At 70.2% G+C, this 15,645-nt stretch carries 13 protein-coding genes; 8 read left to right on the top strand and 5 right to left on the bottom strand.

All coding sequences use genetic code 11. The annotated features are described in order from the left end of the window. Nucleotides 1–13 precede the first annotated feature (13 nt). Genes VZQ01_RS04850 through cysI form a run of 6 tightly spaced genes read left to right on the top strand, consistent with a single transcriptional unit; the run spans nt 14 to nt 7,634 of the window. Nucleotides 14–670 (top strand): precorrin-2 dehydrogenase/sirohydrochlorin ferrochelatase family protein, encoded by a 657-nt coding sequence (locus tag VZQ01_RS04850; protein ID WP_223751312.1) that lies wholly within the window; start codon nt 14–16, stop codon nt 668–670. Next, nucleotides 667–1,467 (top strand): uroporphyrinogen-III C-methyltransferase, encoded by an 801-nt coding sequence (cobA, locus tag VZQ01_RS04855; protein ID WP_223751311.1) that lies wholly within the window; start codon nt 667–669, stop codon nt 1,465–1,467. The genes VZQ01_RS04850 and cobA overlap by 4 nt, the downstream gene beginning before the upstream one ends. Then, a complete protein-coding gene (gene cysD / locus VZQ01_RS04860) occupies nt 1,460–2,377 on the top strand; it encodes a sulfate adenylyltransferase subunit CysD (protein ID WP_223751310.1) in 918 nt (305 codons plus the stop codon). Before cobA ends, cysD begins: the two co-directional genes overlap by 8 nt. Beyond that, a complete protein-coding gene (locus VZQ01_RS04865; RefSeq protein ID WP_223751309.1) occupies nt 2,377–4,095 on the top strand; it encodes a GTP-binding protein in 1,719 nt (572 codons plus the stop codon). The genes cysD and VZQ01_RS04865 overlap by 1 nt, the downstream gene beginning before the upstream one ends. Beyond that, nucleotides 4,092–5,927: an assimilatory sulfite reductase (NADPH) flavoprotein subunit gene (locus tag VZQ01_RS04870; protein ID WP_426747005.1), complete on the top strand. Its 1,836-nt coding sequence runs from the start codon at nt 4,092–4,094 to the stop codon at nt 5,925–5,927. The genes VZQ01_RS04865 and VZQ01_RS04870 overlap by 4 nt, the downstream gene beginning before the upstream one ends. A 21-nt stretch (nt 5,928–5,948) precedes the next feature. Further along, the gene (gene cysI / locus VZQ01_RS04875; protein WP_426747006.1) at nt 5,949–7,634 is read left to right on the top strand and encodes an assimilatory sulfite reductase (NADPH) hemoprotein subunit; all 1,686 of its coding nucleotides are present in this window, start codon (nt 5,949–5,951) and stop codon (nt 7,632–7,634) included. 3 nt (nt 7,635–7,637) lie between these two features. On the opposite strand, the gene VZQ01_RS04880 is transcribed toward cysI, so the two are convergent. From VZQ01_RS04880 to VZQ01_RS04890, 3 genes are all read right to left on the bottom strand, one after another. Next, a complete protein-coding gene (locus tag VZQ01_RS04880) occupies nt 7,638–8,216 on the bottom strand; it encodes an HD domain-containing protein (RefSeq protein WP_223751306.1) in 579 nt (192 codons plus the stop codon). Between the two features lie 80 nt (nt 8,217–8,296). Beyond that, nucleotides 8,297–9,355: an SDR family oxidoreductase gene (locus tag VZQ01_RS04885; RefSeq protein ID WP_426747007.1), complete on the bottom strand. Its 1,059-nt coding sequence runs from the start codon at nt 9,353–9,355 to the stop codon at nt 8,297–8,299. After that, the gene (locus tag VZQ01_RS04890) at nt 9,352–10,539 is read right to left on the bottom strand and encodes an MFS transporter (protein WP_426747009.1); all 1,188 of its coding nucleotides are present in this window, start codon (nt 10,537–10,539) and stop codon (nt 9,352–9,354) included. The genes VZQ01_RS04885 and VZQ01_RS04890 overlap by 4 nt, the downstream gene beginning before the upstream one ends. A 106-nt stretch (nt 10,540–10,645) precedes the next feature. Between VZQ01_RS04890 and VZQ01_RS04895 the strand changes: the two genes are divergently transcribed. Then, entirely contained in the window at nt 10,646–11,551 is a 906-nt protein-coding gene (locus tag VZQ01_RS04895) for a LysR family transcriptional regulator (protein ID WP_267696935.1), read from the top strand. A gap of 9 nt (nt 11,552–11,560) precedes the next feature. On the opposite strand, the gene VZQ01_RS04900 is transcribed toward VZQ01_RS04895, so the two are convergent. Then, complete coding sequence (locus VZQ01_RS04900; protein WP_426747010.1) at nt 11,561–12,424, bottom strand: NAD-dependent protein deacetylase; 864 nt, start codon at nt 12,422–12,424, stop codon at nt 11,561–11,563. A gap of 406 nt (nt 12,425–12,830) precedes the next feature. Between VZQ01_RS04900 and VZQ01_RS04905 the strand changes: the two genes are divergently transcribed. After that, nucleotides 12,831–13,298 carry a GNAT family N-acetyltransferase gene (locus VZQ01_RS04905; RefSeq protein ID WP_248544868.1) on the top strand — a complete coding sequence of 156 codons (468 nt, stop codon included), beginning with the start codon at nt 12,831–12,833 and terminating at the stop codon, nt 13,296–13,298. A gap of 12 nt (nt 13,299–13,310) precedes the next feature. Here the strand turns inward: VZQ01_RS04905 and VZQ01_RS04910 are convergent, their stop codons facing one another. Next, nucleotides 13,311–15,569 carry a zinc-dependent metalloprotease gene (locus VZQ01_RS04910; protein WP_426747011.1) on the bottom strand — a complete coding sequence of 753 codons (2,259 nt, stop codon included), beginning with the start codon at nt 15,567–15,569 and terminating at the stop codon, nt 13,311–13,313. Between the last annotated feature and the right edge of the window lie 76 nt (nt 15,570–15,645).

A 15,645-nucleotide genomic window follows, 5' to 3' on the forward strand; every position in this document is an offset into this window, starting at 1 on the left:
CCGAGGCCACACCATGACGACCGCCATTCCTGTCGACTATCCCATCTGCCTCCGCTTGGAGCGCCGCCGCGTCCTGCTCGTCGGAGGTGGTGCCGTCGCCGAGGGTCGCGCCCTGGCCCTCCTCGAGGCGGGCGCACGCCTCCAGCTCGTGGCGCCCACCGTCACGCAGACGCTCGCGAAGCTGGCCGGAGAAGGCCGGCTGGACTGGGTGCCACGCACCTATGAAGACGGAGACACGCGGGGCCACACGCTGGTGCTGACGGCCACCGATGACGCCTCGGTGAACCAGCGCATCGTCACCGAGGCGCGGGCGCGAGGGCTCTGGGTCAACACGGCGGACGAGCCGGAGCTGTGTGACTTCACGCTGCCCTCGGTGGAGCGCCGTGGTCCCATCACCGTGGCCGTGTCCACCGCCGGGCAGGCCCCCGCGCTGGCGAGGCACCTGCGCCGCGTCCTCGCCGCGCACATCGCGCCCCACCACGTGCTGCTCGCGAGGCTGAGCGGGTGGCTGAGGCGGCAGCTTCCCAGGGGCCCTCGTCGCCAGCTGCTGCTCAAGCGACTGGCGGAGGGAGACCTGGGCGTGCTGCTCGCGCGCGGGGAGCAGGCGCGGGCCTTCGCGCGGCTGCGCACGGAATTGAAGCACTGGAAGTCGTCGGGGGAGCCCACATGAAGGAGTCATCGAGAGGTCGCGTGTACCTGGTGGGCGCGGGCCCGGGAGACCCGGAGCTGCTCACGCTGCGCGCCGCGCGCCTGCTGCGCGAAGCGGACACGGTGGTGCATGACCGGCTCATCCACCCCGGAGTCCTGGAGCACGCGCGTCCCCATGCGCGGCTCATCTACGTGGGCAAGGAGGGCGGAGGCGACTCCGTCCGACAGGAGGACATCCACGCCGTGCTCATCGCGCAGGCCCGGCTGGGTCGCGCCGTGGTGCGGCTCAAGGGCGGAGACCCGTTCGTCTTCGGGCGAGGCGCGGAGGAGGCGCTCGCGCTGGAGGACGCCGGCATCCCCTACGAGGTGGTGCCCGGCCTCTCCGCGGGCATCGCCGTCCCCGCCTCCGCGGCCATCCCCGTCACCCATCGGGACCTGTCCGGCGAGGTGACGTTCGCCACCGCCTTCCGCGCGGGAGGCGCGCCGGACTGGTCCTTCCTCGCACGCGCCCAGACACTGGTGCTGTTCATGGCCGGGCAGCGGCTGGAGGAGACGACCACAGCGCTCATCACCGCGGGCCGCGCGTCGACGACCCCCGCCGCGCTGGTGGAGGCAGGCACCTGGGAGCATCAACGCGTGGTGGAGGCCACGCTGGGAGACGTGGCCCGACAGGCACGGCAAGCGGGCCTCGGCTCCCCGGCGCTCCTGGTCGTGGGCGAGGTGGTCTCGCTGCGTGCGCGGCTCGCCTCACTCACCGCGCGCCGTGACTCGGCGCCGGAACAACCCCTTCCTCGTCGGGCGGAGGCCGGACATGACTGACACGACACACGCTCGCGCCACACACCTGGAGGAGCTGGAGGCGGAGAGCATCCACATCCTCCGGGAGACGGTGGCCGAGTTCGCCAACCCGGTGATGCTCTACAGCATCGGCAAGGACTCGCAGGTGCTGCTGCACCTGGCGCGCAAGGCCTTCCATCCCGCGCCCCTGCCCTTCCCCCTGCTGCACGTGGACACCACGTGGAAGTTCCGGGACATGTACACGTTCCGGGACAGCTTCGTGGCACGGCACGGGCTGAAGCTCCTGGTGCACCAGAACCGCAAGGCGCTCGCCGAGGGCATCAACCCGTTCGACCACGGCAGCCAGAAGTACACGCACGCGATGAAGACGCAGGCGCTGCTGGAGGCGCTCGCGCTGCACGGCTTCGATGCCGCCTTCGGTGGGGCCCGCCGCGACGAGGAGAAGTCCCGCGCCAAGGAGCGGGTGTTCTCGTTCCGGGACAAGCACGGCCAGTGGGACCCGCGCCGTCAGCGTCCGGAGCTGTGGAACCTCTACAACGGCCGCGTCGACGCGGGCGAGAGCATGCGCGTCTTCCCCCTGTCCAACTGGACGGAGCTGGACGTGTGGCACTACGTGCTGCGCGAGCGAATCCCCGTGGTGCCGCTCTACTTCGCCGCCGAGCGGCCCATCATCGAGCGCAACGGCACCCTGCTGATGGTGGACGACGAGCGCATGCGCCTGCGCCCCGGCGAGAAGCCCACGCCGCGCAAGGTGCGCTTCAGGACGCTGGGTTGCTACCCGCTCAGCGGCGCCATCGAGTCCTCGGCCACCACCGTGGAGGCCGTCATCCACGAGATGGTCCACGCCCGACAGTCCGAGCGCCAGGGCCGGCTCATCGACCACGACGAAGAAGGCTCCATGGAGCTGAAGAAGCGCGAGGGGTACTTCTGATGGACACCGCACTCCAGGCTCCACGCGAGCCCGACCTCCAGCGCCTGCTCGACGAGCACGCCCACCGTGCCCTGCTGCGCCTCGCGGTGGTGGGCTCGGTGGACGATGGGAAGTCCACGCTCATCGGCCGGCTCCTGTACGAATGCGATGGGCTGTTCGAGGACCAGATCTCCGCCGTGCGAAAGGCCAGCGCGAAGCGGGCCGCCGCCGCGCGCACCGAGGCACTGGCCCAGGGACTCAAGGCCGCCGCCGGCGGGGGGGACGAGGAGGAGCTGGACTTCTCCCTCTTCACCGATGGCCTGCGCGCCGAGCGTGAGCAGGGCATCACCATCGACGTCGCCTACCGCTACCTGTCCACGGCGCGCCGGAAGATCATCATCGCGGACACGCCGGGACACCTGCAGTACACGCGCAACATGGCCACGGGGGCCTCCACCGCGGACGCGGGGGTCATCCTGGTGGACGCGCGCCTGGGCGTGCTGCCGCAGACGCGGCGACATGCGTACATCGCCTCGCTGCTGGGCATCCCCTACCTCGCGGTGGCGGTGAACAAGATGGACCTGGTGGGCTACGAGCGCGCCACCTTCGAGCGCATCGGCAGCGAGCTGGCGGACTTCGCGCGCACCCTGGGCTTCGAGGGCGTGCGGCTGTTCCCCGTCAGCGCGAGCCGGGGCGACAACATCACCCGCCCCAGCGCGCACACGCCCTGGCACGAGGGCGGCACGCTCTTGAGCTGGCTGGAGTCCCTGCCGCATCAGCGCCGGCTGGACGGCGCGCCGTTCCGCTTCCCCGTGCAGTACGTGATTCGACCGCACCAGGACTATCGAGGGCTGGCGGGACAGGTCGCCTCGGGCACGGTGCGCGTGGGGGACGAGGTGCAGGTGCTCCCCTCGGGACGCAGGACCCGGGTGGAGGCCATCGACACGTTCGACGGTCCGCGCGAGGACGCCTCGGCGACCGCGTCCGTCACGCTGCGCCTCTCGGACGACGTGGACGTGAGCCGGGGCGACGTGCTCTCCCACGTGGACCAGCCGCCGCTGTCCCTGCAGCACCTGGACGCCATGCTGGTGTGGTTCGGTGAGCAGCCGCTGGATGCAACGCGCCGCTACCTGGTGAAGCAGGGCACCCGCACCACCCCCGCGCAAGTCGAGCGCGTGCTGTGGCGCAAGGAGCTGGAGGACCTGTCGGAGGCGCCCGTGGAGGCGCTCGCGCTCAACGACATCGGCCGCGTGCGACTGGTGTGCCGCCGCCCGCTCCTGTGCGACGCGTACCAGGAGAACCGTCGCACGGGCGCCTTCATCGTCATCGACGCCCTCACCCACGACACGGTGGGCGCGGGGATGGTGCTGGGCCCGGCCGAGTCCGTGTCCCGCACGGGCACGTCGCTGGTGTCCCAGGTCGAGCGTGAGCGGCGGCTGGGACAGGCCGGCGCCATCGTCCTGCTTCCCCCGACACCGGAGGCCGCGGGTCGCGCCTTCGCGCTGGAGCGCAGGCTGTTCGACCTCGGCCGCGTCGTGGCGACCGTCGCGGGCGATGTGGAGGTCGCGCTCGCCCTGTCACGCGCGGGGCTGGTGGCGCTGGTCCACGCGGACGCGCCCCAGCTTCGCCGGGTGCTGCGCGAGGAGGCCCAGGAGGCGCGGACGCAGTGGCGGGAGCTGGACGACACCGAGACCTTGGAGCAATGGGTGGAGCGCCTGACGTCGGAGGTCGGGTCATGAGCGTCTCGTCTCCAGGGAGCCTGACTCCGACCCCGCCCTTCGTCGACGCGCTGCTCGGCGCGGAGCGGGGCACGCAGCTGCTGCGGCTGGTGGAGGGGTTGGATGCCTCGGCCCTGCACTGGCTGAGTGGCTACGCCGCGGGGCTCGCGACACGCGCGCCCAGCGTGCAACCGGTGACTCACGCCGCGCCACCGGCGGAACCCTCCGTCGCGCCGCTCACCATCGTCTACGGGACGCAGACGGGGAACAGCCGCCTGCTCGCGGAGCGCTTCAAGCAGCAGACGGAGCGCGCCGGGTTGCCGGTGCGCCTGGTGAGAGCCAGCGAGTATCCGGTGCGGGAGCTGGCCCGGGAGAAGCTGCTCGTGGTGGTCATCAGCACGCAGGGCGATGGAGACCCGCCCGACGACGCGCGCGGATTCTGCGAGCACCTCCTGGGCAAGCGGGCGCCCCGGTTGGAAGGGCTGCGCTACGCGGTGCTCGGGCTGGGTGACTCCAGCTATCCGAAGTTCTGCGAGGTGGGACGACAGCTCGACGAGCGACTGGCGGAGTTGGGCGCTTCACGGCTGGCGGCGCGCGCCGACTGCGACCTGGACTTCGAGCCCGTGGCCTCCGGCTGGCTGGACCAGACCCTGGAGCGCGCACGGGAAGCGCTGGAGCCTCACACGCCCGTCGTCGCCACCGTCGTTCCCTTGCGAGGCAGCTCCACGGCCCCCGTCGTCAGCAAGCAGGCTCCGTTCGCAGCGCCCGTGCTGGCCAACCAGCGAATCACGGGGCGCGGCGCGCTCAAGGACGTGCGCCACGTGGAGCTGTCGTTGGAGGGTTCGGGCCTCGAGTACACCCCGGGCGACGCGCTCGGGGTGTGGGCACCGAATGGTCCCGAGTTGGTGGAGGCGGTGCTGACCACGCTGCGCCTCGATGGCTCGGAGCCGGTGACGCGCGATGGGAAGACCTGGCCGCTCGGCCACTGGCTGACGGAGGAGTTGGAGCTGACACGGCTGAGCCGTCCATTCCTGGAGCGACAGGCCGCGCTCGGCGGCAGCGAGGAGCTCGGCGCGTTGCTGTCTCCGGGGGGCTCGGAGTCCTTCCGTGCACTGCTCCGTTCGCACCAGGTCATCGATGTGCTCCGTCAGCACCCCGCCCCCTGGAGCGCGTCGGAGCTGGTGCTCGCGTTGAGGAAGCAGACGCCTCGGCTCTACTCGATTGCGTCGAGTCCCAAGCGCGTGGGCGCGGAGGCGCACCTGACGGTGGCGGTGGTCGACTACACGGCCTTCGGCGCGCGGCACCTGGGCACGGCGTCCCACCACCTGGCCACGCGTGTGGACGGGACGGACACGGTCCGCGTCTTCGTCGAGCGCAACGAGCGCTTCCGGCTCCCGGAGGACGGCGCGCGGGACGTGGTGATGATTGGTCCGGGCACGGGAGTGGCGCCGTTCCGGGGCTTCGTCCAGGAGCGCGCGGAGACCGGCGCGAAGGGCCGCAACTGGCTCTTCTTCGGCGAGCAGCACTTCCGCACCCAGTTCCTGTACCAGACGGAGTGGTTGGAGGCGTTGAAGAAGAAGACGCTGCACCGGCTGTCGGTGGCCTTCTCGCGCGACACCGCGGAGAAGGTCTATGTGCAGCAGCGCCTGCGCGAGTCGGGCAAGGAGCTCTACGCCTGGCTGGAGGGAGGCGCGGCCATCTACGTGTGCGGCGATGCCCAGCGCATGGCGCCGGATGTCCATCAGGCACTCGTGGACATCGTCGTCGAGCACGGCGCTCGCGGCCGCGAGGACGCCGAGGACTGGTTGAAATCCCTGCGGGACGAGCGGCGCTACCTGCGTGACGTCTACTGAAGCCCGATTGCGAGCGAAGACATGAGCCCTCAGCCCAAGCCCCTCTCGGAAGTCGAACACATCAAGGCGAACAGCCGCCTGTTGCGCGGCACGCTGGCGGAGAGCCTGGCCGACCCGGTGACGGGCGCCATCGCCCCCGCCGACACCAGCGTCATCAAGTTCCATGGCAGCTATCAGCAGGACGACCGGGACGCTCGCGAGGAGCGTCGGCAGCAGAAGCTGGAGCCGGACTACAGCTTCATGTTGCGCACCCGATTGCCCGGCGGCGTGTGCACGGCGTCGCAGTGGTTGGTGATGGACGGGCTCGCGCGTGAGCACGCCAACGGGACGCTGCGCATCACCACCCGGCAGGCCTTCCAGCTGCACGGCATCCTCAAGGGAGACCTCAAGCCGACCATCGCGCGCATCAACGCGGCCCTCATCGACACGCTGGCCGCCTGCGGTGACGTCAACCGCAATGTGCTGTGCAACCCCAACCCGGTGGACACCCGGGTGCACGAGGTCGTCCACGACTGGGCGGTGCGCCTGTCCGAGCACCTGCTGCCCAAGACGCGCGCGTACCATGAGCTGTGGCTCGGAGAGGAGAAGGTGGGCGGAGGCGAGGACGAGCCGCTCTACGGCGCGACGTATCTGCCACGGAAGTTCAAGGCGGCGGTGGCGGTACCGCCGGAGAACGACGTGGACCTCTTCGCCCAGGACCTGGGCTACATCGCCATCCTCGAGGACGGAGCCTTGAAGGGCTTCAACTTCACGGTGGGCGGCGGCCTGGGGGCCACGCATGGAGACGCGAGCACGTTCCCCCGGCTCGCGGATGTCATCGGCTTCGTGGTGCCTGAGCAGATGTTGATCGTGGCGGAGGAGGTGCTGAAGATCCACCGCGACTTCGGGGACCGGGGCAATCGCAAGCGCGCGCGGCTCAAGTATGTCCTCGAAGACAAGGGTGTCGCGTGGTTCAGGGAGGAACTGGAGCGCAGGCTGGGGTTCGCGCTGGAGCCCGCGCGGCCCTTCACCTTCGAGCACAACGGGGACCGCTTCGGCTGGCGTGAGGGCCATGATGGGCGGTGGCACCTGACGCTGCACCTGGACAGCGGGCGCGTGGCGGACCGGCCTGGGGCGCCGCACCTCACGGGGCTGCGGGAGATTGCTCGCATCCACTCGGGTGACTTCCGGCTGACGCCGAACCAGAACCTCATCATCGCGGGGATTCCGCCGGAGTCGCGGGAGCGCATCGAGGCGCTCGTCCGGGCGCATGGGCTGGAGGGCTTCCGGACGGCGAGCCCGCTGAGGCGCAACGCGCTCGCGTGCGTGGCGCTGCCCACGTGTGGACTGGCGATGGCGGAGGCCGAGCGCTACCTGCCGACGTTCGTGGAGCGGGTGGAGGCGCGGTTGAAGACGCATGGCCTCCAGGACGCGAACATCCTGCTGCGAATCACCGGCTGTCCGAATGGGTGCGCGCGGCCGTACCTCGCGGAGATTGGACTCGTGGGCAAGGCACCGGGCCGTTACAACCTGCACCTGGGTGGCGACAGTCGGGGGCAGCGGCTCAATCGGCTGTACCGGGAGAACATCGACGAGGCGGCCATCCTCGACACGCTCGAGCCGCTGTTCGCCGCGTATGCGCGCGAGCGGCAACCCGGGGAGGGCTTCGGGGACTACGTGGTGCGAGCGGGACACGTGTCCGCGCCCCGAAGTCCCCAGGCCGCGTGAGACTCAGGCGCCGAACCAGCCGCGCTGGCGTGCGTCCTCGAGCCGGCCTTCCAGATAGGTCCACAGGGCGGGGCAACCCGCCTGGATGGGCGGAGCGATGCGAGCCACCACGCGGGCGTGACTGACGCCGTTCTCTCGCCAGCTCTGCCCTTCATTGGACAGGTTCAGGAGGACGGGCATGGCGCGGTCCACGGCGTTCGCATATCGGGACTCGGCGGATTCTCCCTGTTCGAACTCGCGCCACAGGGCCAGGAAGAGCGGGCCCTGGGATTCGGGCAGGATTCCGAAGATGCGCTCCACGGCCGCGAGCTCGGCCGCCTTGCGCTCCTTCCAGCCGCCCTCGACGAAGGCCAGCGTGTCACCGGTGTCGATCTCTCCCACGTCGTGCACGAGCAGCATGCGCACCACCCGGTCCATGTCGGTGCCCGCGGGTGCATAGGCGGAGAGCGAGAGGGCCAGCATCGCGAGCTGCCAGCTATGCTCCGCGGAGTTCTCGTACCGCGACAGCCCCAGCGGCTTGACCTTGCGAGTCACGCCCTTGAGCTTGTCCAGCTCCAGGATGAAATCGATAATTTGTTGCATCGGATTCTCGCCCACTGTCGTGCCTCCCGAGGCGCTCGAGTCGTCTCGGGGATTCCATCACACGTGTCGACGGTGCGCGCCTACGGGATGACCTTCATGCGTCGCAGTTCGTCGAAGAGGCGAAAGAACATGGCCTGGGTGTCGACGAATTCGTGGAAACCAAAGCGGCGCGCCTTCGTCCCGTCGGCGAACATGTCGTAGTCCCACGAGAAGACGAAGTCACCGAAGCGCCACGACGACACGTCCTGGTACGAATGCCCCGCCAGCCCGTGCTTCGCCGTCATCGCGTCCCAGAGCGGCCCCTTGTCCGCCATCACCACGTCCAGCGACATGGGCAACCCCGGCGCCGCCTCCAACCCGAAGTAGCGCGCGATGCTCGGCCACAGCTCGCTCCACCGGAACAGGTCTCCGTTGTTGATGTTGAACGCCTGATTCGCACACCGCGGCTCCGTCGCCGCCCACACCGTGGCCTTCGCGAGCAGGCCCGCGTCCGTCATCTCCAACAGCGCATGGTACGCCCCCGGCTTCCCCGGGAACCTCAAGGGCAACCCCAGCTCCTTCGAGATGGACGCATACACCGCGAGCACCAACGCCAGGTTCATCGGATTGCCCAGCGCCACGCCTCCCACCACCGATGGACGGATGGCCGACCACGTCCACGCCTTGCCCCGCTGACGCTGCTCCAGGAAGCGCTGCTGGTCCACGTTGAACTCCGGAGGCATGTGCTCCGGGTCCGTCTCCCGCGCCGGCGTCTTGAACGGCCCCAGGTGCGCGCCATACACCTTGTAGCCCTGCATCAGGCTGACATGACGCAGCCCCGGGGCCACCGGCTCGATGGCCTCCACGACATTCACGAGCATCGCCAGGTTCGGCGCCACCAGCTCCGCCCACGTCGGCCGGTCCTGATACGCGGCATAGAAGACGTGCGTCACCCGCCCCAGCTCCGCCAGCTTCACCCGGCAGTCCTCCGCGTCGAGCAGGTCCACCTTCACGTGCCGCACCCGCCCCGCCGACTCGCCCCCGCGTCTCGACAGGCCGATGACCTCCCAGTCTCCCAGCGACGCCAGGTGCTCGATGAGGTTCTTCCCGATGACACCCTGCGCCCCCACCACGAGCGCCACCTTGTCCTGTGCATTCATTGCAGGCTCCCATGCAGCACCGCGCCGGAGCGCGGCTCACGCGACTCCATCCACAGCGCCACCAGCACGACGAGAATCGCGGACACCGGCACCAGCGCGGACACCCAGGTGATGGCTCCCAAACCCGGTCCGTCGTCGATGACGACCCCGCCGAACCACGCCCCCAGCGCATTGCCCAGATTGAACGCGCCGATGTTGAGACTCGACGCGAGGCTCTGCCCCGCCCCTCGCGCCTTCTCCAGCACCCACATCTGGAGCGGCGGCACCGTGGCGAAGGCCGCCGCGCCGAACACCCCCACCGCGATGACGGTGAGCACGCGGTCCTCCCAGACGAACGTCATCCCGAAGAGCACCACCGCCAGCACCGCGAGCGTCCCGAGAATCGACGGCACCAGCCTCCGGTCCGCCAGCTTCCCGCCCACCAGGTTCCCCACCACCAACCCGCCCCCGAAGACCAGCAGGATGGGTGACACCGCCGACGCCGAGAACCCACCCAGCCGCGTCAGCAACGGCGCGATGAAGGTGAACACGGCGAACACCCCGGCGAAGCCGAGCACCGTCGTCAACAACCCCAGCAACACCGGCCGCCGCCCCAGGGCTCTCAAGTCCGCGCGCCAATCCCCCGGCTCCTCCGGCGCGCCCTCTTTCGGCACGTACACCGCAATCACCGCCACCGCGACGAGCCCGATGAGCGCCACCGCCCAGAACGTCGCGCGCCAGCCAGATGCCTGCCCCAGCCACGTCCCCAGCGGCACGCCGAGGATGTTCGCCACCGTCAGGCCGGTGAACATGATGGCGATGGCGGACGCACGCCGGTCCACCGGCACCAACCCCGTCGCCACCACGGAGCCCACGCCGAAGAACGTCCCATGCGACAGCGCCGTCAGCACCCGGGCCGCCATCAGCGTGCCGTACGTGGGCGCCAGCGCGCAGAGCACGTTGCCCACCGTGAAGATGACCATCAATCCCAGCAGCACGTGCTTTCTGGACCAGCGTCCCGTCAGCACCGTGAGCACGGGCGCCCCGGCCACCACCCCCAGCGCGTAGCCGGAGATGAGCAGCCCCGCCGTGGAGATGGAGACGCCCAGGTCAGCGCCCACCTCCATCAACAACCCCATGATGACGAACTCCGTGACGCCGATTCCAAAGGCGCCCACGGTCAATGCGAACAAGGCCAGCGGCATGGCTTCGTGGCCCTCCGATGAAGAAGTGGATGGGCCCTTGTATGGACGGCACGATTTCCGTGCGGTAGAGCGCCGTGCGGAACAGGACTTGTGACTTCGGCTCACCATGGCTCGACTCGACGTCAATCGCTTCGGAGAGATGGAGGTCTTCGTGAAGGTGGTGGAGCTGGGCGGCTTCTCCGCCGCGGCCCGCGCCTTCCGGATGACGCCCTCGGCGGTGAGCAAGCTGGTGGCCCGCCTGGAGCAGCGACTGGGAGCCCGCCTGGTCAACCGCTCCACCCGCGCGCTCCAGCTCACCCCGGAGGGCTGCGGCTTCTATGAGCGCAGCGTGCGCATCCTCGCCGAGCTGGAGGAGGCCGAGCGCGGCGCCGCCACGAGCGACGAGCCTCGAGGCCGCCTGCGCGTCAACACCAACGCCGCCTTCGGCCGCGTGCTGCTCATCCCCCTGCTGCCTGGCTTCCTCGCCCGTCACCCCGGCGTGTCGGTGGAATTGGTTCTGACGGACCAGCTCATCGACCTGCTCGACGAGCGCACCGACGTGGCCATCCGCCACGGCCAGCTCAAGAGCTCCCAGCTCACCTCGCGCCGCCTGGGCGAGACGCGGATGGTCATCGTCGCCTCACCGGACTACGTGAAGCGTCACGGCCTGCCCCAGTCGCCCGAGGAGCTCGGCGCCCACAACCGGCTGGGCTTCAGCTACGCGCGCGCCATCGAGGGCTGGCCCCTGAAGGAAGAGGACACGCAGCTCGCCGTGCCGCCCATCGGCAACGTCCAGGCGAGTGACGGCGAGGCGCTGCGACAGCTCGCCCTGGCCGGCGTCGGGCTGGCGCGGCTGGCGCGCTTCCAGGTGCAGGACGACCTGGACAAGGGACACCTCGTGCCCGTGCTCGAGGCGCACAACCCCGGCGACACCGAGGCCATCCACATCCTCTTCATGAGCCAGGGAGGCCACCTGCCCTCGCGCGTGCGAGCCTTCGTGGACCACCTCACCGCCCACGTGCGCATCCCCTGACGCGCGACCTCAGGCCCGCGTCAGTCGCGAGGCGAGCCGGGGCAGCACGTCCCCCGCGCTCGCTTCGATACACAGGTCCGCCAGCTCCACGCCGCGACACTCGCCCAGGTTGAGGATGGCGATGGGCACCTGTCGCTCGGAGGCGCGCACGAGGAAGCGATAGCCGGAGTAGATGGCCAGCGACGAGCCCACCACCAGCAGCGCGTCCCCCTCCTCCAGCAACCCGAACGCATCCGCCACCGTGGGCGCGGGCACGTTGTCCCCGAAGAACACCACGTCCGGCTTCAGCGTCCCGCCGCAGCGCAGGCACGCGGGCACCCGGAAGGACTGGAGCGCCTCCGAGCTCAGCTCCGCGTCACCGTCCGGCCGCAGCTCCAGCACCTGGTGGGTGAAGTCCGGATTGAGCGACAAGAGACGCTCCTGCAGGTCGACGCGAGCCTCCTGCGCCCCGCAGTCCAGGCAGCGCACGCGGGCCAGCGCGCCGTGCAGCTCGATGATGCGCGAGCTGCCCGCGGCGTGGTGCAGCCGGTCCACGTTCTGGGTGATGAGCCCTCGGACATGGCCGCCCTGCTCCAGCGCGGCCAGCGCCTGGTGCGCGGCGTTGGGACGGGCGGCGGCGAAGCGGGGCCAGCCGAGCAGGCTGCGCGCCCAGTAGCGGGCCCGCACCTCGGGGCGCTGGAGGAACTCGCGGTGCTGGATGGGGTTGCGCGCGCGGGCGCGGGTGCCCGGGCCGCGATAGTCGGGGATGCCCGACTCCGTGCTGCACCCGGCGCCGGTGAGCACCACCGTGCGGCGTCCTCGCAGCAACGAGGCCAGCGCCTCCACGTCCTCGGCGGCTCCAGGCACGGGTGACGTCAGCGGCGATTGGCTCATGGCGGCCTACGTATAATGGCCACCCCGCCAACTTGCCCAGCCTCCCTGCCCGCCCTCCCCGCCCCAGGAGCGGGACTCCGCCCCGCCGGCCAGGCTGGCGAGCGGGCCGCCGCCCGATGAGGCCTGGAGTCCCCCAGCCGTTGCCGTGGCGAGCGAGCATCAGCTCGCCGACGTCGCCGAGTCGTTGCGATGCAGCGCGTCGGCGACACCCACGCGGTCCGCCTCGCCAGGGGCGATGAGTCGCTGCCGCCGCGCTGGCCACGCCCACACGGGTCAGCTCACCGTTGGCGCCAGGTCGACTCCAGGGTCCCCGGCCACACCCGAGCGCATCGCGGGGACACCTCCGAAGAAGGCAACGCCCGGTCGACGCCGCTCCACGGGGGCCATCCGTGATAGACGCCCGCCCATGCCCAGCTGGCAATGGAAGGCGTTCGCGGAGCTGACGCTCGAGGAGCTGTACGCGGTGCTCGCGCTGCGGCAGGAGGTCTTCGTGGTGGAGCAGCGCTCCATCTACCAGGACGTCGATGGCCTGGACCCGAGCTCGCTGCACCTGCTCGCCCACGAGGGAGAGGGCCCGGAGCGATTGCTCTGTGCGTACCTGCGCATCCTCCCGCCCGACGTGAAGTTCCCCGGCGCCGCGAGCCTGGGCCGCGTGGTGACCTCGCCGCGCGCCCGGGGACGCGGCCTGGGCAGGGAGCTGACCGAGCGCGGCCTCGCGCGACTCGAGGCCCTGTACCCCGACGCCACCATCCGCATCTCCGCCCAGGACTACCTGCGCGCCTTCTACACGAGCCTCGGCTTCGTCGCGGAGGGCGAGGTCTACGACGAGGACGGCATCCCGCACATCGAGATGTCCCGCCGCCCCCGTCGCTGAGCCCCGCGCGGGCTAGTTGTTGAAGTACGGCGAGGTCGCCTGGCGAAGGAGCGCGGCCAGGTCCTCCGCCTCGAGCAGCTGCCGCCCGGAGAGGCCCGGCAGCTGCGCCTCCACCGCGAGCCGCCCCTCCCGGAGGATGGCGTAGGCCTCGAACGTCTGGACCTGCTTGAGAATCCTCACCATCACCTTCCGCGTGGCGAAGGCGCGCACGCCATCCACGTTGAGCAGGTTGGCGCGCAGCTGCGCGAGAATCAGGGGGGTCACCACCGTGTCCGTCCGGGGGGCGTTCCTCACGTAGCCACGCAGCGGCGACGCATCCAGGTAGAGCCGCTGGAACACCACGCGCGTCATGGCATCCGCCCTCGCGCCGTAGCCCGGGTCCGCCGCCAGCACCTCCGGAGCAATGGGCGCCTCCAGCCCCTGCATGGCGAGGTTCCAGGCCCGGACACGCTGGGCGGAGAGGCGGGAGGCCCTCAGGTACTGGAGGACACCGTTGAGGAGGGCGTCATCGGGACCGCGGCCACTTCCCGCCAGGTGCGCCTCCAGCGCTTGTCGATAGGCGGGACCGTAGAACAGCTCCAGCGGCGCGGGCGTCGCATCGTACCGGGTGCAGTCCGGGTCCGTGAACGAGTCCTCGTCCGTGCAGAACGGCTCCGTCGGCGGTGAGGAGGACAGGCCATACAGGAAGCGGACGGCGGCGACGTCATAGGGGCCGACCGCCTCGCCCCGCAGGTCCTGCTCCGGCGCGAACGTGTACTCCATCACCGAGTTGGACGGCTTCGCGAACGAGCCCTTGAAGTTGTGCCGCAAGCCCAGCGTGTGCCCCACCTCGTGCATCACCACGACGGTGAAGAAGCGCTCCACCCGCTCCTCGGGCGAAGGCACGGGGAGCTCGTCGAGCGCGGCCCCCTGCGCCCGGAGCGGACCGGAGAGGCTCGCCGCCGCGTCCGCCAGGTGCAGCTCGCACAGGTGGGAGGGCGCCATGCCGTTCCACGACAGCTGGAGGGCCTTCTCGGGCCGAGGCCTCATGGCCACCGCGGGCGCGGCCCCGGTCGGCAACGAGCCGATGACCTCGATGGCGTGGTCCAACCACGCGCTGCTGAGATACACGCTCGCGCCCAGCGTCTCGCCGGTGTTCGGGTTCGTGCGCCAGTTCGCGAACGCCGTCTCGTAGGACGGGTCCGGGTCGAAGAGGATGAAGTTCTTGTCGTCGTCCCCGAAGGACTCTCCGGGCTCGGCCATGCGCACGGTGAAGACCGTGAAGCCGAAGGCCTGGTTCCAGGACTCCACGCCCTTCTTCACCGCGCCGATGATGTCGTAGGGCAGGTAGCGAGGGTCCGCCTGGGACGTGCGCAACGTGTCGCTGATCACCCAGGTGATGGGCTTCATCCCGGGCCGGATGTTCCACTTGCCCACCAGCGTCTCGACGAGGCCACGGGTGTTGGGGACGATGCGGCTGGCGCTCTCGTAGAAGTACGCCGGCGTCGGGGGCGTCTGCATGGGCGTGAAGCCCTGGCCCTCCTGATAGCGGCGCAGCGCGACGCCCACCGTCGCGGTGACGCGGAACGTCTCGTCGGGTGAGGCCTCGAAGTCCGCGTAGCCATACGCGCGTCCGGTGATGACCTTCTGGAAGGAGACCCCGTCCTTCAGCGCGCGGAAGCGCTGCGCGAACGCCAGCTCCACCGAGAACGGCGGCCCGTAGAAGGTGCGGGTGAACGCATCCATGCCCATCACCCGGTCCAGGCCCGCGGCCGGGTCGAAGAGCACGTACTGGTCCGAGCCCCGCAGGCGCGAGAAGCCCGGATGGTCCTCGATGACGGGCCACGCCTCGACGATCTCCTCGGGCTTGAAGAGCGTGCTGCGCACCTTCGTGTCGTCCACGTCGAACGCATACAACCGGCCGTTCTGCTCCTGGAAGGACACCACGCGCACGCCCAAGGAGGTGGCGCTGCTGCCGTAGAGGCTCTCCGGGGTGTGCTGCTCCAGATAGACAGACATGAACCAGCGCTTGCCCAGCTCACTTCTGCGCAGCGCCAGGTAGAAGGTGCCGGGCGAGTCGTCCTGAAGGCCCGTGGCCGCCGAGCCCAGCCCCGAGCGCAGCCGCTCGATGGAGCCCGGCTCCAGCGTCCTCGGAATGGCGACGATGGGTCCTTCCAGCGTCACCTGGGGCACCTCGGGATGGACTGCGTCAGAACATCCGGACGACACCATCCAGAGCGCGCACACCCACCCCATCAGCCCGCATCCGCGGACCTGTGTTCGAGTCGTCATGTCGCCTTCCTTTCCGGGAGACCTTCGAGGAAACGAGAGCAATCCCCACGCATATCGAAGCGCGCTACGCTGTCGG

The sequence above is a fragment of the Myxococcus faecalis genome (assembly GCF_050039385.1).
In the GTDB taxonomy this organism is placed as follows: Bacteria; Myxococcota; Myxococcia; order Myxococcales; family Myxococcaceae; genus Myxococcus; species Myxococcus fulvus.